This window comes from Rhodococcus indonesiensis, assembly GCF_047782815.1.
GTDB classification, from domain to species: Bacteria; Actinomycetota; Actinomycetes; order Mycobacteriales; family Mycobacteriaceae; genus Rhodococcus; species Rhodococcus indonesiensis.
This window is the reverse complement of record NZ_CP180630.1, coordinates 2,363,471-2,380,709: the sequence shown is the minus strand read 5'-3', so window position 1 is coordinate 2,380,709 and position 17,239 is coordinate 2,363,471. Positions and strand designations below refer to the sequence as shown.

General features: G+C 69.8%; 14 protein-coding genes. 8 read left to right on the top strand and 6 right to left on the bottom strand.

What is annotated here, in order from left to right; all coding sequences use genetic code 11:
- Positions 1–7 precede the first annotated feature (7 nt).
- The 5 genes from ACM26Y_RS11110 (at position 8) to ACM26Y_RS11090 (ending at position 6,981) form a co-directional block, all read left to right on the top strand.
- Positions 8–961, top strand: a complete 954-nt coding sequence (locus tag ACM26Y_RS11110) for a proteasome assembly chaperone family protein (RefSeq protein ID WP_003935600.1) — start codon at positions 8–10, stop codon at positions 959–961.
- Between the two features lie 182 nt (positions 962–1,143).
- Positions 1,144–2,181 (top strand): alpha/beta fold hydrolase, encoded by a 1,038-nt coding sequence (locus ACM26Y_RS11105; protein WP_003935601.1) that lies wholly within the window; start codon positions 1,144–1,146, stop codon positions 2,179–2,181.
- 92 nt (positions 2,182–2,273) lie between these two features.
- Positions 2,274–4,778 (top strand): DEAD/DEAH box helicase, encoded by a 2,505-nt coding sequence (locus ACM26Y_RS11100; protein WP_416063443.1) that lies wholly within the window; start codon positions 2,274–2,276, stop codon positions 4,776–4,778.
- A gap of 3 nt (positions 4,779–4,781) precedes the next feature.
- Positions 4,782–6,224: an amidohydrolase gene (locus ACM26Y_RS11095; RefSeq protein WP_416063442.1), complete on the top strand. Its 1,443-nt coding sequence runs from the start codon at positions 4,782–4,784 to the stop codon at positions 6,222–6,224.
- Between the two features lie 4 nt (positions 6,225–6,228).
- On the top strand, positions 6,229–6,981 hold the full coding sequence (locus ACM26Y_RS11090; RefSeq protein ID WP_416063441.1) for a LysR family substrate-binding domain-containing protein: 753 nt from the start codon (positions 6,229–6,231) through the stop codon (positions 6,979–6,981).
- 76 nt (positions 6,982–7,057) lie between these two features.
- Here the strand turns inward: ACM26Y_RS11090 and ACM26Y_RS11085 are convergent, their stop codons facing one another.
- Both ACM26Y_RS11085 and ACM26Y_RS11080 read right to left on the bottom strand, forming a co-directional pair.
- Complete coding sequence (locus ACM26Y_RS11085; protein WP_003935605.1) at positions 7,058–7,435, bottom strand: VOC family protein; 378 nt, start codon at positions 7,433–7,435, stop codon at positions 7,058–7,060.
- 93 nt (positions 7,436–7,528) lie between these two features.
- Positions 7,529–8,182, bottom strand: coding sequence for a hypothetical protein (locus ACM26Y_RS11080; protein ID WP_416063440.1), 654 nt, complete (start codon positions 8,180–8,182; stop codon positions 7,529–7,531).
- A 112-nt stretch (positions 8,183–8,294) separates the two neighbouring features.
- On the opposite strand from ACM26Y_RS11080, the gene ACM26Y_RS11075 reads away from it, so the two are divergent.
- Positions 8,295–8,558, top strand: a complete 264-nt coding sequence (locus ACM26Y_RS11075) for a hypothetical protein (protein ID WP_416063439.1) — start codon at positions 8,295–8,297, stop codon at positions 8,556–8,558.
- A 21-nt stretch (positions 8,559–8,579) separates the two neighbouring features.
- On the opposite strand, the gene ACM26Y_RS11070 is transcribed toward ACM26Y_RS11075, so the two are convergent.
- The gene (locus ACM26Y_RS11070; RefSeq protein ID WP_416063438.1) at positions 8,580–9,842 is read right to left on the bottom strand and encodes an aspartate aminotransferase family protein; all 1,263 of its coding nucleotides are present in this window, start codon (positions 9,840–9,842) and stop codon (positions 8,580–8,582) included.
- Positions 9,843–9,900: 58 nt separating this feature from the next.
- Between ACM26Y_RS11070 and hrpA the strand changes: the two genes are divergently transcribed.
- Positions 9,901–13,821 carry an ATP-dependent RNA helicase HrpA gene (gene hrpA, locus ACM26Y_RS11065; protein WP_416063437.1) on the top strand — a complete coding sequence of 1,307 codons (3,921 nt, stop codon included), beginning with the start codon at positions 9,901–9,903 and terminating at the stop codon, positions 13,819–13,821.
- A 24-nt stretch (positions 13,822–13,845) separates the two neighbouring features.
- Here the strand turns inward: hrpA and nrdR are convergent, their stop codons facing one another.
- Both nrdR and ACM26Y_RS11055 read right to left on the bottom strand, forming a co-directional pair.
- Positions 13,846–14,319, bottom strand: a complete 474-nt coding sequence (nrdR, locus tag ACM26Y_RS11060) for a transcriptional regulator NrdR (RefSeq protein ID WP_003935610.1) — start codon at positions 14,317–14,319, stop codon at positions 13,846–13,848.
- A gap of 192 nt (positions 14,320–14,511) precedes the next feature.
- Complete coding sequence (locus ACM26Y_RS11055; protein ID WP_416063436.1) at positions 14,512–15,030, bottom strand: LysM peptidoglycan-binding domain-containing protein; 519 nt, start codon at positions 15,028–15,030, stop codon at positions 14,512–14,514.
- 257 nt (positions 15,031–15,287) lie between these two features.
- Between ACM26Y_RS11055 and lexA the strand changes: the two genes are divergently transcribed.
- Complete coding sequence (lexA, locus tag ACM26Y_RS11050; RefSeq protein ID WP_371383037.1) at positions 15,288–16,001, top strand: transcriptional repressor LexA; 714 nt, start codon at positions 15,288–15,290, stop codon at positions 15,999–16,001.
- A 74-nt stretch (positions 16,002–16,075) separates the two neighbouring features.
- On the opposite strand, the gene ACM26Y_RS11045 is transcribed toward lexA, so the two are convergent.
- Positions 16,076–17,218: an acyl-CoA dehydrogenase family protein gene (locus ACM26Y_RS11045; protein WP_416063435.1), complete on the bottom strand. Its 1,143-nt coding sequence runs from the start codon at positions 17,216–17,218 to the stop codon at positions 16,076–16,078.
- Positions 17,219–17,239: the final 21 nt, after the last annotated feature.

Here is a 17,239-nt window from a genome sequence, read left to right as displayed (position 1 = left end):
TGTTCGCATGGACGATCAGTCCCGCATGTACGAGCTCGAGTTCCCTGCTCCCCGGCTGACGTCTGCGGACGGCGAGGGCCCGGTCCTGGTGCACGGCCTCGAAGGGTTCGCCGACGCGGGGCATGCGGTACGGCTCGCCACCACGCACCTGCGTGAGAGCCTCGAAAGCGAGCTCGTGGCGTCGTTCGCCGTGGACGAGCTGATCGACTACCGGTCCCGGCGCCCGACCATGACGTTCAAGGCCGATCACTTCTCGGATTACGCCGCCCCGGAACTCAACCTGTACGCCCTGATCGACACCGCCGGTACTCCCTTCCTGCTGCTCGCCGGCGCGGAGCCCGACCTGAAATGGGAGCGGTTCATCACGGCGGTGCGCCTGCTGGCCGAGCAGTTCGGCGTCCGGCGCACGATCGGGATCAGCGCGATCCCGATGGCGATCCCCCACACCCGTCCACTGGGCGTGACCGCGCACTCGACGAACAAGGACCTGATCGCCGATCACCACCGCTGGACCGGCGAACTGCAGGTGCCGGCGGGGGTGTCGTCCCTGCTCGAGCTGCGGATGGCTCAGCACGGGCACGAGTCGGTGGGGTTCTCGGTCCACGTGCCGCACTATCTGGCCCAGACCGACTACCCGGGTGCCGCCGAGACGCTGCTCGAGAACGTCGCCGAAGCCGGGGGGCTCGCGCTGCCCCTGGCCGCGCTCGGCGAAGCCGCCGCACGGGTGCGCGAGCAGATCGACGAGCACATCGCCCAGAACGAGGAAGTGCAGGCGGTGGTCCGGGGACTCGAGCGGCAGTACGACAGCTATGTCGCCGCGCAGGAGCAGCAGGCCGCCCAGCTGCCGACGGACGAGAATCTGCCGACCGGCGAGGAGATCGGCGCCGAGTTCGAACGTTTCCTCGCCGAGTACGACGATCGCGGCGGAAACGGGCCGGGCGAGGCGGAACCGCCCGCTTGACCGGGTTCGAATCGCCGCCGGTCCGACCCCGGATCATTACTCTCTCGTTACCCTTCGCGTTGTGCAGGTCACATACAGTCAGTACGCTCGGTTCGACGAGTTGAGCTGAAGGGTCGGGCCGGTGACGGTCCGGCGCCTCGAACACCACAGGTCGACGAGGATCCGGCGGTCAGGAGACGCATATGGGTTCATCACGCACACGTACGCTCCGGCCGGTACCGGATGCGGAGACGCGGGTGGTCTTCCGGACCATCCACGGCTACCGCCGCGCGTTCCGGCTCGCCGGTGAGGGGCCCGCCCTGCTGCTGATCCACGGGATCGGCGACAACTCCTCGACCTGGCAAGAGGTCATTCCGCACCTGGCCCGCAAGTACACGGTCATCGCCCCCGACCTGCTCGGCCACGGACGCTCCGACAAGCCCCGCGCCGACTATTCGGTCGCCGCATACGCCAACGGTGTCCGAGATCTGCTGTCGGTGCTGGGCATCGAGCACGTCACGGTGGTCGGGCACTCCCTCGGCGGCGGCGTCGCGATGCAGTTCGCGTACCAGTTCCCGCAGATGGTGGACCGGCTGATCCTCGTCTCCTCGGGCGGCGTCACCAAGGACGTCCACCCTGCCCTCCGCCTGCTGTCCATGCCAGGCCTGAGCGAGGTCCTCAAGCTGCTGCGGCTGCCCGGCGCGATGCCGGCGGTACGCGTCGCCGGCGACCTGCTGGGGCAGTTGCACGACACGCCGCTACGTCCCGGTGTCTTCCTGCACGACACGTCGGATCTGATCCGCGTCCTGAGCGGACTGCCCGATCCGACCGCCTACGAGGCGTTCCTGCGCACACTGCGGGCCGTCGTGGACTGGCGCGGCCAGGTGGTGACGATGCTCGACCGCTGTTACCTGACCGAGAACCTGCCCGTGCAGTTGATCTGGGGAGATCACGACAGCGTGATCCCGGTGAGCCACGGTTACCTGGCGCATTCGGCGATGCCGAATTCCCGGCTCGACATCTTCCGCGGCGCCGGTCACTTCCCGTTCCGCGACGATCCCATCCGGTTCCTGCGGGTCGTCGAGGAATTCCTCGACTCGACCGCGCCTCTCGTGTTCGACGAGCAACGCTGGCGTGAGTTGCTGATCAACGGCGTCAGCGAGAACCAGATCACCGGCAGTCCGGCCACCCGGCAGGCTGTGCTCGGTGCAATGGGCGCCGACGAACGCAGCGCCACCTGAGCGCCCCGCTCACCCGCGCGACCGGCCGACCGGACGAGCGCCGTCGTCCGGCGCGTCGGCGCGGTCCCGCCGGCAACAACTAGCCTGGAGCGGTGCTGCTTCCGGAACTGATCCCCGACATCGTCGACGAGGACTCGTTGTTCGACGCCTTCACCGCCTTCACGACCGGGCGCGGCCTCTCGCTGTACCCGGCGCAGGAGGAGGCGCTGCTCGAACTGGTCTCCGGGTCGAACGTCATCCTGGCGACGCCGACCGGCTCGGGCAAGTCGATGGTCGCACTCGGTGCGCACTTCTTCGCCCTGGCCACCGGGAAGCGCACGTTCTACACGGCTCCGATCAAGGCACTCGTCAGCGAGAAGTTCTTCGCACTGTGCGAGGTGTTCGGCGCCGATCGGGTCGGGATGATGACCGGTGACGCCTCGGTGAACCCCGGTGCCCCGATCATCTGCGCGACCGCCGAGATCGTCGCCAATCTGGCGCTGCGCGAGGGCGCCGACTCGGACATCGGCCAGGTGGTCATGGACGAGTTCCACTTCTACTCCGAGCCGGACCGCGGATGGGCCTGGCAGGTGCCCCTCGTCGAACTGCCCCGTGCGCAGTTCCTGTTGATGTCGGCGACCCTCGGTGACGTCACCTTCCTGCAGAAGGACCTGACCCGCCGCACCGGCCGCCCCACCACCGAGGTGTCCGGCTCCGAGCGCCCCGTGCCGCTGTCGTTCACCTATTCCCAGAAGCCGATCGGCGAGGAGATCGAGGAACTGGTCACCACCCACCAGGCCCCCGTCTACGTCGTCCACTTCACCCAGGCCGCCGCCCTGGAACGAGCGCAGGCCCTGACCAGCGTCAGCATGTGCTCCCGAGAGGAGAAGGATGCGATCGCCGAGGCGATCGGCGCGTTCCGGTTCTCCACCGGTTTCGGCAGGACGCTCTCACGGTTGGTGCGCCACGGTATCGGCGTGCACCACGCCGGGATGCTGCCGAAGTACCGGCGACTCGTCGAGCGGCTGGCCCAGGACGGCCTGCTGAAGGTCATCTGCGGCACCGACACGCTGGGCGTGGGCATCAACGTGCCCATCCGCACGGTGTTGCTCACGGGCCTGACGAAATTCGACGGCACCCGGACCAGGCAGCTCAAGGCCCGCGAGTTCCATCAGATCGCCGGTCGCGCCGGCCGCGCCGGGTTCGACACGATGGGCACCGTCGTGGTGCAGGCCCCCGAGCACGAGATCGAGAACGTGCGGGCCCTCGCCAAGGCCGGTGACGACCCGAAGAAGCGCCGCAAGGTGCAGCGCAAGAAGCCGCCCGAGGGGTTCGTCTCGTGGGGCGAGGGGACGTTCGACAAGCTCGTCGCCGCCTCGCCCGAGCCGCTCACGTCCCGTTTCTCCGTGAGCAATTCCATGCTGCTGAACGTCATCGCCCGGCCGGGCAGCTGTTTCGAGGCGATGCGTCATCTGCTCGAGGACAATCACGAAACGCGCGCGGCCCAGCGCCGGCACATCCTCAAGGCCATCTCGCTGTATCGGGGGCTCGTGCAGGCCGGCGTGGTGCAGCAGCTCGACGAGCCCGACGAGTTCGGCCGGACGGCGCGCCTGACGGTGGACCTGCAGCGCGACTTCGCGCTGAATCAGCCGCTGTCACCGTTCGCGCTCGCCGCGATCGAACTGCTCGACATCGACTCCCCCACGTATGCGCTGGACGTGGTGTCCGTGATCGAGTCCACGCTCGACGATCCGCGGCAGATCCTCATGGCCCAGCAGCACGCCGCCCGGGGTGAGGCCGTGCAGCAGATGAAGGCCGACGGCATCGAATACGAGGAGCGGATGGAGCTCCTCGAGGAGATCACCTGGCCGAAGCCGCTCGCGGATCTGCTCGAGCCGGCCTTCGAAACGTACCGCGCGGGGCACCCGTGGGTCTCGGAGTTCCCCCTGTCCCCCAAGTCGGTCGTGCGGGACATGGTCGAGCACACCATGACGTTCGCCGAACTGGTCGGCCACTACGGGCTGGCGCGCTCGGAGGGGCTGGTGCTGCGCTACCTCGCGGACGCCTACCGGGCCCTGCGTCAGACGGTTCCCGACGCGGCCCGCACCGAGGAACTCGAAGACCTCACCGAGTGGCTCGGCGAGCTGATCCGCCAGGTCGATTCGAGCCTGCTCGACGAGTGGGAGTCGCTGACCAACCCGGGCATCGAATCCGACGACCAGCAGGTGGCCTTCGGCGCCGATGTGCCCAAACCGATCTCGGCGAATCCACGGGCGTTCAAGGTGATGGTGCGCAATGCGATGTTCAAGCGGGTGGAACTGGCGTCGCGCCGACGCTGGGACGCCCTCGCCGACCTCGGTGACGGGCTCGAAGCGCAGGACTGGGCCGATCTGCTCGAACTGTACTTCGAGGAGTACGACGAGATCGGCACCGGTCCCGACGCGCGGGGCCCGCAGCTGTTCACCGTCGTCGAGGAGAAGGACCTGTGGCGGGTCCGGCAGACCCTGGCCGACCCCGAGGGCGACCACGGCTGGGCGCTACTCGGCGAGGTGAACCTCGCCGAATCCGATGCGGCCGGCGAGGTCGTGTTCGACGAGTTCGAGATCGTCGAGGGCTGAGCTGTGCCGTCGCCTCTGGTCCTGCGCAATGCCCGCACGGCCCCCGGCGCCGACCCGGTCGACCTGCCGATCAGCGGCGACCGCATCGACGCGGATCCCACGGGCGGCGCCGAGATCGTCGACGTCGAGGGGCGACTCGTGCTGCCGGGGCTGTGGGACGCGCACGTGCACTTCGACCAGTGGGCCCTCGCGCAGGCCGCGCTCGACCTGTCGGGCGCGACGTCGGCCGCGCACGCGGTCGCGCTGGTGGCCACCCGGCTGGCCGTCGACTCCACTCCCGTCCTGGTCGCCCGCGGATTCCGCGACGGGCTGTGGCCGGATGCACCCACCGCGGCGGCGCTCGACGCGATCGCCCCCGGCCGGCCGGTTGTCGCACTGAGCGCGGACCTGCACTGCGCTTGGTTCAATACTTATGCGCTACAACACTTCTCGCTGCATCCACACCCCACGGGTGTGCTACGCGAGAGCGAGTTCATGCCGCTGATGAACGACATCCAGCGCGTGGACCCCGAGGTGCGCGACCGCCTCGTGGACGCCGCGGCCCGGGCGGCCGCGGCCCGCGGTGTCGTCGGCGTCGTCGACTTCGAGATCGCCGACAATCTCGCCGCATGGACACGCCGCATCGGCGCCGGGACGCGGTATCTGCGGGTCCGGTGCGGCATCTGGCCGCGGTGGCTCGGCGCTGCGATCGCGGCGGGAATGCGTACCGGCGACGCGGTACCCGGCACGGCAGGTCTGGCGACGGTCGGTCCCGTGAAGGTGATCGTCGACGGATCGCTGGGCACTCGCACCGCTTACTGCCACGAGCCGTATCCCGACGGAGAGCGCGGGGTGCTGTCGGTGCCCCCGGAACAACTGCAGCCGCTGATGCGCCACGCCCACGACCACGGGTTCGAGAGCGCTGTCCACGCGATCGGCGACCACGCATGCGAGCACGTGCTCGACGCGTTCGCCGCCACCGGGGCACACGGCAGCGTGGAACACGCCCAGCTCGTGGCCGAACGCGACGTCCCCCGCTTCGCGCGGTCCGGTATCGCGGCGAGCATCCAGCCGGCACACGTGTACGACGACGTGGACCTGGCCGAGCGGTACTGGCCCGGCCGGACGCATCGTTCGTTCCCGTACGCGACGCTCCACGCGGCGGGTGCGCGCCTCGTCCTCGGCTCCGACGCACCGGTCGCGCCGCTCGATCCGTGGCGGACGCTGGCCGCCGCGATCGACCGCACCCTGCCCGACGGCCGGGTCTGGCACCGCGAACAGGAATTGGAACTGCACGTCGCGCTGGCAGCGTCCACCGGCGGCCGGACCCGCGTCACCGGCGGCGACGTCGCCGATCTGGTGGTGCTCGACGCGGACACGCTGCCGCGCTCCGGCGCGGAGCTGGCCGCGACGGCGGTGTGGGGCACGATGCTCGGCGGCCGCTGGACGCACGGGCCGCTAGCCTGAGCGGGTGAGCGAGAAGTCCGCCCCGGCGTTCCGGCTGGGCTACGTCCCCGGCGTCACCCCCGGGAAATGGGCGCGGGTGTGGGCGGAACGGATACCCGACGTCCCCCTGGAACTGGTGCCGGTGGCGGCCGCCGCCGGCGAGAGCGCGGTGCGCGACGGCACGGTCGACGCCGCGGTGCTGCGGTTGCCGCTGCCTCGCGAGGGACTGTCGGTGATCAATCTGTACACCGAGACGTCGGTGGTGGTCGTGCCCGAAGAGCATGCGGTCGCGGCAGTCGAGGAACTGGACGTCGCGGATCTCGCAGAGGAAACAGTGCTGCATCCGCGCGACGACGTGCTGGACTGGGCGCACCTGCCGGGACAGGAGGCGTTCGAGCGACCGCCTACGACGGAGACGGCCGTATCGTACGTCGCCTCGGAGGTGGGGGTGCTGGTCGTGCCGCAGTCGTTGGCGCGGCTGTACCACCGCAGGGATCTGACGTATCGGCCGGTGACCGATGCCCCGCAGTCGCAGGTGGGACTGGTGTGGCTGTCGGAGCGGACCACCGAGCTGGTCGAGGAGTTCGTCGGGATCGTGCGGGGTCGCACCGCCAACAGCTCGCGGGGCCGGCAGGACGAGTCCCAGCCGAAGCAGAAGCGGCGCGGGGAACGCCAGGGTTCGCAACCGAAGAAGGTCGTCGGCGACAAGAAGCCGAAGACCCGCCGCGGCAATGCGGGACGCCCGAAGAGCGCCGGACGTGCGCGGCGGCGCCGATAGCGGATCCGGCGGGGTGACCGGTCGCGGTGCGGGGAGACCGCGGGACGCCCCGCGCAGGGCCCCGGCGTGCGTCCGCTCACCCCGAACGCACGAGGCAGAACACGTGACCGGACGGATCACGGTAGGTGCGGAAGGTAGGGCTGGGGTTGGGACCCGGGACGCGGGTCGCGCCGTGCCGCAGGGCCCACGCCTCCGCGGCCTCGAGGTCGTCGACCTCGAGGTCCAGGTGCGCCTGCAACCCCACCCTGCCGTCCGGCCACGTGGACGGGGTGAATCCGGGTGCCAGCTGGAACGCCAGGCCTCCGCCGGCCGGGGCACGCAACTGGACCCAGTCGTCGTCGGTGGCGGCGTCGTCGATGTCCCAGCCGAGCAGCGCAGAATAGAACGAGGCCAGCCCGGACGGATCCGGGGTGTCGAGGACGTAGACCTGCAGGGCGATGGCGGGACGTGACATGGGCTCATGATCCCGCGAAGTCACCGTGCGAGGCCGGGGAACGGGGTGATTCGGCGGCGCAGGCTCCCGGCGGCGACCCAGAGCGTGCGCCCCTCACCCGTTCCTGGGAGGCACGACCTCGATCTCACGCCCCCACGAGACGCCGGGTGCGGCCGGAAGCCGGTCTCCGCTCCAGAACCGTCCGGGGTCGTACCAATTGCTGCCGCGTCCGCGCTGCTCGAGCAGGCCCATCGCCTCGAGAGTCGCGCCCACCACCTCGGCGCAGTACGCGCGCTCGAGACTCGCATCCGGACGGGTGCGCCACGGCAGCCGGCCCGCGAACCAGCGACTCGCCAGCCGGCCCGTCGACGGGAACGGCGTGCCGTCCAGCCGGGCTACGGTGCGCAGCAACTGGTCCTCCTGCGCCGGCGTCACCTCGACGTCGAGCTGGCGCAGCCAGCCACGCTGGCCGTACCGGGCGCTCCACACCTGGACCGCCGCGCGCAGGTCGTGCAGTTGCACACCGCGGTGGTGCCGGCCGGTCCACATGTCCGGCAGGCTCCTGCCCAGCTCGGCGTGCCACATCAGTGGTGGCAGGTCGTCGAGCACCACGGCCATGCCGACGTGGTTGACGGGGGCGTTGGTCAGCGTCTGGATCGCCCGGTCGGCATTGCTGGTGCCGCGGAAGATCCACAGGTCCCCGGTGCGGGTCAGCGCCACCGCCTCGTCGAGGGTGATCCTGGACTTCGGCGGGCTCGGCTGCGGCATGTGCGACAGCCTCTCATGTGGAACCGTCGTGGCTCACCGTCCGTTGCGCGCCGGCGGGACAGAGAGACCCGTGCAGCGAGTGCCCGATCTCGCGCGGTCTAGGCTCGCGCGCATGGCATTGAAGGGCAGGCAGTGGTGGAAGCTCGTCGGCCTGGCCGGTGCGGTCGGCGTCGCCGCGACGGGCGCAGTCGTCATGCGCGACGAGCGCAGGCGGCGTGCGTACACCGCCGACGAGGTACGCACGAAGCTGCACGACCGCTACGCCCGCGTCGCGGCCACGCACGACACGCAGAGCGCGGTGCCCCTGGACGAGGTGACGACGGGACTGTGCACGCGGATCCGCACCGGGCTCCGACGGGTCCGGGTCCGTCGCTGAGGCGGCCACGTCGGCCACCGATCACCCCAGGGCGGAGGCGAACCCGTCCGCGAGGTCCTGCACCTGCTCGTCCGTCATCACGAAGGACGGCGAGATCTGTAGCGCCCCCTGCCCCGCCGCACGGCTCGAAATCCCGTGCTGCCGAAGAGTCTTCACGAACTGCAGCGCCTCGGACGCGTCGGCGAGCTGCACTGCGGCCACGGCACCGAGTCCGCTGCGAACCTCCGCGACGCGCGGGTGCTCGGCCAGCGGGGACAGCTTCTCGTGCAGGGTCCGCTCCAGTCGCGCCGACTCGGCGAGCAGGTTCTCGCGCTCGAGGATATCCAGGTTCGCCAGGGCCGCCGCCGCGGCACCGGCATGCCCGCCGTAGGTGTAGCCGTGTCGCCACCACACCCCGCCGGCGAAGAACGGTTCGGCGACCTTCGGGGCCACGAAGACCGCGCCCATCGGCACGTACCCGGAGGTGAGGCCCTTCGCTGTGGTCATCAGGTCCGGTTCCAGACCGAACCGGTCCGAGGCGAACCACGAGCCGCCGATGCGGCCGAATCCGGTGACAACCTCGTCGACCACGAAGAGCACGTCGTGCTCGCGGCAGATGTCGCGGACCTCGGCAAGATAGCCCTCCGGCGGCAGATAGACACCACCCGCGCCGATGACGGGCTCGCAGAAGAACGCCGCGATCCGGTCGGCGCCGACCCGTTCGATGAGGGCGAGCAGCGACTTCGCGTCGTCCCACGACACCTTGGCGGCGTCGTCCCAGAGGCTCCCGTACCCCTCGGCGTTGACCGGGATCCCGGCGAGGGACGTGCCCCCGACGTGCATGCCGTGGTAGGCCTTCTCCCGGCTGACGACGAGGGTCTTCTCCGGCCGTCCCATCTCCTGCCAGTAGCGGCGCGTCAGCTTGGCCGCCGTGTCGATCGAATCCGAACCGCCCGAGGTGAAGAAGATCTTGCTGCCGGGTACGGGTGCGATCGTGGCGAGCCGTTCCGCCAGTTCGACGGTCGGCTCCGCGGCGAGGTCACCGAAGTTGGAGTAGTGCGCGACCTTCGCCAGCTGCGCTGCCACCGCGTCACCGATCTCGGAGCGGCCGTGGCCGACGTTCGCGAACCAGAGGCCGGCGGTGGCATCGAGATACCTGGTGCCGGCTCGGTCCCAGATGTAGGCGCCTTCGCCGCGCGCGACGACGAACGCACCGTCCCGCTCGACGACACCCATGTCTGCGAACCCGTGCCACAACGCGCCCACGATCTGCTCCTGTTCCACGAACGGCGATGAAACCGCCATCCTATGCGCCGGGCGGCGCGCAGCGAGAACGCGCGCTTCGCTAGGCTGTACATCCAGCATGTCCACCTCACGCGAGACTCCGCGCTCCCCTACCCCGCCCGGGCCGACACGCCGTGACCTGAAGTCGGCCCTCGACCACGTGTCGCTGCGCGACGAGCATCGCCTTCGCCGACGGCTCGACCGTGCCCGCCGGCCCGGGGACCTGGCGAAGATCGCCGACGAGATCGAGCAGGCCCGACTGCGGCTCGCCGCGCGGGTGGCCGCCGCGCCGACCGTCACCTACCCCGAGAACCTCCCGGTCTCGCAGCGCAAGGACGACATCGCCGCCGCGATCCGCGACCACCAGGTCGTCATCGTCGCCGGGGAGACCGGATCCGGCAAGACCACCCAGATCCCGAAGATCTGCCTCGAACTGGGCCGCGGGGTGCGCGGCCTGATCGGGCACACGCAGCCGCGCCGCATCGCCGCGCGCGCGGTCGCCGAGCGCATCGCCGAGGAACTCGACTCCGAGCTCGGCGACACCGTCGGCTACACCGTCCGCTTCACCGATCAGGTGTCGGACGCCACCCTGATCAAGCTGATGACCGACGGCATCCTCCTCGCCGAGATCCAGCGCGATCGGCTGCTGCGCCGATACGACACCCTCGTCATCGACGAGGCGCACGAACGCAGCCTCAACATCGACTTCATCCTCGGCTACCTCAAGGAACTGCTGCCCCGCCGACCGGACCTGAAGGTGATCATCACCTCGGCGACGATCGACCCCGAGCGGTTCGCGAACCACTTCGCAGCGGCCGACGGCACGCCCGCGCCCATCGTCGAAGTCTCCGGCCGCACCTATCCGGTCGAGATCCGCTACCGGCCACTGACGGTCGAGGTGGGCGACACACTGGTCGACCGCGACCCGGTCGACGCCGTCTGTGAGGCCGTCGAGGAACTCGCCGCCGAGGGCGACGGGGACGTCCTCGTCTTCCTCTCCGGTGAACGCGAGATCCGTGACACCGCCGATGCCCTGCGCGAGCGCAAACTCCGGGGCACCGAGATCCTGCCCCTGTACGCGCGGCTGTCGGCCGCCGAGCAGCACCGGGTGTTCACCCCGCACACCGGCCGGCGAGTGGTGTTGTCCACCAACGTCGCCGAGACCTCGCTCACCGTGCCGGGCATCCGCTACGTCGTCGACCCCGGCACCGCGCGAATCTCCCGCTACTCGGTGCGCACCAAGGTCCAGCGACTGCCGATCGAGGAGATCTCGCAGGCCTCGGCGCGGCAGCGGTCCGGACGCTGCGGCCGTGTCGCCGACGGCATCTGTATCCGGCTGTATTCGGAGGAGGACTTCGAGGCCCGCCCCGAGTTCACCGAGCCGGAGATTCTGCGCACCAATCTCGCCTCGGTCGTGCTGCAGATGACGGCGCTCGGACTCGGGGACATCGCCTCGTTCCCCTTCGTCGAAGCCCCCGACCCGCGCGCCGTCCGCGACGGCATCGCGCTGCTCGAGGAACTCGGGGCGCTCGAACGGGCAGCGAAGGACGAACTGCCCCGGCTCACCGGGACCGGGCGCGAACTCGCGCTGCTGCCGGTCGATCCGCGCATGGCCCGGATGATCGTGGAGGGGCACCGCAACGGATGCCTGCGCGAGGTCCTGATCATCGTCGCCGCCCTGTCGATCCAGGACGTGCGCGAGCGCCCGGCCGAGTTCCAGCAGGTGGCCGACGAGAAGCACGCCCGGTTCGCCGTGGAGGGCTCGGACTTCCTCGCCTACCTGCAACTGTGGGACTACCTCAAGCAGCAGCGGAAGGAGCTGTCGTCCAGCAGGTTCCGCAAGATGTGCCGCGACGAGTTCCTGCACTGGCTGCGGATCCGGGAATGGCAGGACCTGCAGGGCCAGCTCCGTCAGATCACCCTGAACCTCGGCTGGGAGACCCGGCACCAGGACGTGGGGCCCGACGCGATCCACCAGTCGCTGCTGGCGGGGTTGCTCTCGCACGTCGGCCTGCGCGAGGGCGAGAAGCGGGACTTCCTCGGCGCGCGCGGAACACGGTTCGGGATCTTCCCCGGTTCGTCGCTGGCCAGGAAGCCGCCGCGCTGGGTGATGGCGGCCGAGCTCGTCGAGACGTCGCGGCTGTGGGCCCGGACGGCGGCGCGTATCGAGCCCGAGTGGGCCGAGAAGCTTGCGCCGCACCTGGTCAAACGCACCTATTCCGAACCGCACTGGTCCACCAAGCGCGAGGCGGCGATGGCCTACGAGCGGGTCACGCTCTACGGCATCCCCCTCGTGGCGCAACGGCCGGTGCAGTACGGGGCGATCGACAGAGAGGCCTCCCGCGAGCTGTTCATCCGGCACGCCCTCGTGCAGGGCGAGTGGCGGACGCGTCACAAGTTCTTCCATGCCAACCGCGCGCTGCTGGACGACGTCGAGGCGCTCGAGCACCGGGCCCGCCGGCGTGACATCCTCGTCGACGACGAGACCCTGTTCGACTTCTACGACCAGCGCGTCGGACCGGAAGTCGTGTCGGCGCGGCACTTCGACACGTGGTGGAAGAAGGAGCGGCAGAAGAATCCCGAACTGCTCACCTTCACCCCGGACACGGTGGTCAACCAGGACGCCGCCGCGATCCTCGGCGGCGACTACCCCGACGCGTGGCGGCAGGGCGATCTGCAGTTCCCCCTCACCTACCAATTCGAGCCCGGCACGGAAGAGGACGGCGTCACCGTCCGCATTCCCGTGGCACTGCTCGCCGGGGTCCGGCCCGTCGGCTTCGACTGGTCGGTGCCCGGCATGCGCGTCGAGCTCGTCACTGCCCTCATCAAGACACTCCCCAAGCATCTTCGCCGCCAAGTGGTTCCGGCACCGGACTTCGCCGCGGCGGCCCTCGCGTCGGTCCGGGCCCGATCCGAGCCCCTCGTCAACGCGATGGCCCGGGAGCTGTCGCGGCTCGGTGCGACACGGATCGAGCCGGGCGACTTCGACCCGGCCGCGCTGCCGGACCACCTGCGGATGACGTTCGCCGCCGTCGACGAACGAGGGTCGGTTCTCGCGCGCAGCAAGAGCCTGACCGACCTGCGCAGACGGCTGGAAACCCGCGTCGAGGCCGAGGTTTCGCGGGCGGCGTCGAGCACCGAACGTGCGCCGGCACTGGTCTGGACAGCCGACACCCTCGGCACCCTCGAACCCACGGTGACACGCACGGTGGCCGGTCAGCGCGTGACGGGATACCCGACGCTGGTCTCCGAGGATCGTGGCGTGGCGGTCCGGGTGCTCAGCACCCCGCAGGCGCAGCAGGCCGCGATGCGCACCGGGTTGCGGGCACTGCTCCTCGAGGCGGTCCCCGTGCAGGCGCGCGCTGCGGCGACGGGTCTGAGCAACAGCGAGCGGCTGGCGCTCGGACGCAACCCCGACGGCTCGTTCGAGGATCTGCTCGAGGACTGCCGGGCCTGTGCGGTGGACGAGTCGATCGTCCGGCACGGCAAGCCGGTACGCACACCCGACGAGTTCACCGCGTTGGTGAAGGTGGTGTGGGCCCAGCTGCCGGACCGGGTCGCGGCGCTCCTGAAACTCGTCGTGCCCGCCCTGGCGCGTGCACACGACGTGGAAGTACTGCTCGAGAAGGTGCGCGGCGAGGCTGCCGAGGACGTGCGGGAACAGCTGGCCTCACTACTCTTCCAGGGATTCGTCACCGAGCTGGGCAGTGCCCGGCTCGCCGACCTGCCCCGCTATCTGGCCGCGGCGGCATACCGGCTCGAAGCGCTGCCGGCGAGCGCGCACCGCGACCGGCAGGGCATGGACGTGCTGGACCGGGTCTACGCCGAGTACGACCGCCTGCTCGCACGACTGCCGCAGGAGCGGACCACCGCCCCCGATGTGGTGGCGATCTCGTGGATGATCGAGGAGCTGCGGGTCAGCCTGTTCGCCCAGCACCTCGGGACCCGTGGGCCGATTTCGGAGCAGCGGATCCTCAAGGCCGTCGCGGCGATTCGCTGAGCGGCACCGTGTCCCGCCGGGCGATCAGTCCTCGGACCCGGTCTCGCGCCGGTGCTGGTGCTCGCGCAACTCCTTGATCTCGCGCTCGAAATCCTCTGCAGAGCTGAAGGACCGGTAGACGGAGGCGAATCGCAGGTACGCCACCTCGTCCAGGTCGCGCAGGGGTCCGAGGATGGCCAGACCGACCTCGTTGCTCGGAATCTCCGGGGACCCCTTGGCCCGCACCGCGTCCTCGACCTGCTGGGCGAGGAGGTTGAGGGCATCGTTGTCGACGTCTCGCCCCTGACAGGCCCGAGCTACGCCGCGCACCACCTTCTCCCGGCTGAAAGGTTCGGTGACGCCGCTGCGCTTGACGACCGACAGCACCGCCGTCTCGACCGTCGTGAACCGCCTGCCGCACTGGGGGCATGCTCTCCGGCGCCGGATCGCAGCACCCTCGTCGGCCTCCCGGGAATCGACGACGCGGGAATCGGGGTGCCGGCAATACGGGCAGTACATGTCGATTCCTTCGTCGTAGCCGTGCTGGCCGCGACGTCGGCGTGGAACCGATGCCGTCCTCCCGAGACCGGACCCACCGGCAGGCGAATCGCTCTCGGCGCGACCACACGAGGTGGTGTCACTGACAAGAGTCGACAATACCTGCATACCCGGGTCGTCGGCCGAACCCGGTGCCTGCCTGCCCATGCCACGTCACCGCGGCGCGGACGCCGGGACGAGCAGGGTCTGGCCGGTGCGGAGGCGGCCGTCCGGCATGGCATTGAGGTCGAGGATCCGCTCGATCGCCTCGGACCGGGACACACCCGGAGCCACCCGGGCCGCGACGTCGCCGAGCGACTCGCCCGCCTGGACGACGGTGACCTCGGTGCGTGCGGCGCCGGCCGCGACCTGGCTGGTGCGCAGGTGCGCGATGCCGAGCAGTCCCGCAGTCACGAGCGCGGTCAGCAGCGCCGTCGCCAGTACGGCGCCCGGGCGGGTGCGCGTGACCTCGGCCGGCCGGTGCGGAACGCGTGAGACCCGGACCGGAACGCGCCGGTAGTCCACGATCCCCGCGTCCGGACGGACGGGGAGCCGGCGGTCTGCCGCCTCGTGCGGGCGTCGCACGAGATGCGTCGTCCCGGCACGGCGTGCCCCGCCGCCGGTGTCGTGCGGCCCGGGGTCGTCGAACTGCGGGTCGTTCCGTTCGGTCCGGCGCACTGCTGATGTCCTCATCGAGGCCTCCGTGTCACTCGCGCGTGTCACTCGTCCGCGGGACAGCACCCGCGGCGGAACTTCGGTTATCGCTCGGTCGACGTTTGTTCGATCACGTGTTCGAAAGAACGTATGTTCGATGTGTACCACGTCGGCCCGGCAAAGTCAGCACAACGGGCGGAAAACGTCGAACAGATGTTTGATAACCGGGCCGCGGAGAGCTAGATTCGTTCCATCACATCCAGCACATCCGACCCACGACGCACGGAGGTCACGACATGACGGACGGCCATCCCCCGGCCGGGCGGAGCCGGACGACCACCGCGGATCCGGCCGTCGGCCTGACGGAACGCCAGCGCCGCGTCCTCGAGGTGATCCGCGAATCGGTCACCGAGCGCGGCTACCCGCCGAGCATCCGCGAGATCGGCGACGCGGTGGGCCTCAATTCCACCTCGTCGGTGGCGCACCAGCTGCGCACCCTCGAGCGCAAGGGTTTCCTCCGGCGCGATCCGAACCGTCCCCGCGCGGTAGACGTGCGCGGCCTCGACGATTCGCAGCCGCCGGCGCCGCAGGGACAGCCGGTGGACGGAGTCGACGTCGCCGCCGGGTCCCCCACGTCGGCTGCCATGGTCCCCGTGCTGGGCAGGATCGCCGCGGGCGGGCCGATCCTGGCGGAGGAGTCCGTCGAGGACGTGTTCCCGCTCCCGAGAGAACTGGTGGGGCAGGGTTCGCTGTTCCTGCTCAAGGTCGTCGGCGAATCGATGGTCGACGCGGCCATCTGCGACGGCGACTGGGTCGTGGTGCGCCAGCAGAACGTCGCGGACAACGGGGACATCGTCGCCGCGATGCTCGACGGCGAAGCGACCGTGAAGACGTTCAAGCGCGTACACAACGACGTGTGGCTGATGCCGCACAACCCGATGTTCGAACCGATCCCGGGCAACGACGCGGTGATCCTCGGCAAGGTCGTGACCGTGATCCGCAAGATCTGACCTCGCCACTTCCGCCGAACATGCACGGGCGGCGCCGCGATCCGCGGCGCCGCCCTGCTCGTTCCCGGGTGGGATCAGAGGTTCAGACCGCGGCCGATGATGTCCTTCATGATCTCGTTGGTGCCGCCGTAGATCTTCTGCACGCGGGCGTCGAGATACGCCTTCGCGACCGGGTATTCACGCATGTAGCCGTATCCGCCGTGCAGCTGCAGGCAGCGGTCGATCAACTCGACCTGCTTGTCGGTGGTCCAGTACTTGGCCATCGCCGCCTCCTGCACGCTCAGGGTGCCGGCATTGAGCTGCTCGATGCACTTGTCCACGAAGACGCGCGCGAGGGTGGTCTCGGTGGCCAGCTCGGCCAGCTCGAACCGGGTGTTCTGGAAGCTGCCGATCGACTTGCCGAATGCCTTGCGGTCGCGGCAGTACTGCATCGTGTCCTCGAGCACCGCTTCCATGGCCGCCGCCGCCACCACCGCGATCGACAGACGTTCCTGGGGCAGGTTCTGCATCAGGTAGATGAAGCCCATGCCCTCCTCGCCGAGGAGGTTGGCGGCAGGCACCCGCACGTCGGTGAAGTGCAGTTCGGCAGTGTCCTGCGCCGCGAGGCCGATCTTGTCGAGGTTGCGGCCCCGCTCGAAGCCCGCCATCCCGCGCTCGACGACGAGGAGCGAGAAACCCTGCGCGCCCTTCTCCGGATCGGTGCAGGCGACGACGATCACCAGGTCCGCGTTGATGCCGTTGGTGATGAAGGTCTTGGAACCGTTGAGGATCCACTCGTCGCCGTCCCGCACTGCGCGGGTCTTGATGCTTTGCAGATCGCTGCCCGTGCCGGGCTCGGTCATCGCGATCGCAGTGATGATCTCACCGGAGCAGAATCCCGGCAGCCAGCGCCGTTTCTGCTCCTCGTCCGCCAGCTTCAGCAGGTACGGGGCCACGACGTCGTTGTGCAGCATGAAACCGATGCCGCTGAATCCTCCGCGGGTGGTCTCCTCGGTGACGATCGTGTTGTAGCGGAAGTCCTCGACACCGCCGCCGCCGTACTCCTCCGGCACTGCCATGCCCAGGAAGCCCTGCGCGCCGGCCTTCTTCCAGACCTCACGGTCGACGATCTTGTCCTGCTCCCACTGCTCGTGGAAGGGAGCCACCTCCTGCTCGAGGAACTTCCGGTACGACTCCCGGAAGAGTTCGTGCTCGGGCTCGAAGAGGGTGCGTTCCATGTGCGCTCCTGTATCCGATGA

Bases quoted from the DNA above. Each gene is read 5' to 3' on its own strand.
- ACM26Y_RS11055 (WP_416063436.1), bottom strand. From the start codon at position 15,030: ATGAGGACATCAGCAGTGCGCCGGACCGAACGGAACGACCCGCAGTTC.
- ACM26Y_RS11110 (WP_003935600.1), top strand. From the start codon at position 8: ATGGACGATCAGTCCCGCATGTACGAGCTCGAGTTCCCTGCTCCCCGG.
- ACM26Y_RS11075 (WP_416063439.1), top strand. From the start codon at position 8,295: ATGGCATTGAAGGGCAGGCAGTGGTGGAAGCTCGTCGGCCTGGCCGGT.
- ACM26Y_RS11070 (WP_416063438.1), bottom strand. From the start codon at position 9,842: ATGGCGGTTTCATCGCCGTTCGTGGAACAGGAGCAGATCGTGGGCGCG.
- nrdR (WP_003935610.1), bottom strand. From the start codon at position 14,319: ATGTACTGCCCGTATTGCCGGCACCCCGATTCCCGCGTCGTCGATTCC.
- ACM26Y_RS11105 (WP_003935601.1), top strand. From the start codon at position 1,144: ATGGGTTCATCACGCACACGTACGCTCCGGCCGGTACCGGATGCGGAG.
- ACM26Y_RS11085 (WP_003935605.1), bottom strand. From the start codon at position 7,435: ATGTCACGTCCCGCCATCGCCCTGCAGGTCTACGTCCTCGACACCCCG.
- ACM26Y_RS11045 (WP_416063435.1), bottom strand. From the start codon at position 17,218: ATGGAACGCACCCTCTTCGAGCCCGAGCACGAACTCTTCCGGGAGTCG.
- hrpA (WP_416063437.1), top strand. From the start codon at position 9,901: ATGTCCACCTCACGCGAGACTCCGCGCTCCCCTACCCCGCCCGGGCCG.
- ACM26Y_RS11080 (WP_416063440.1), bottom strand. From the start codon at position 8,182: ATGCCGCAGCCGAGCCCGCCGAAGTCCAGGATCACCCTCGACGAGGCG.
- lexA (WP_371383037.1), top strand. From the start codon at position 15,288: ATGACGGACGGCCATCCCCCGGCCGGGCGGAGCCGGACGACCACCGCG.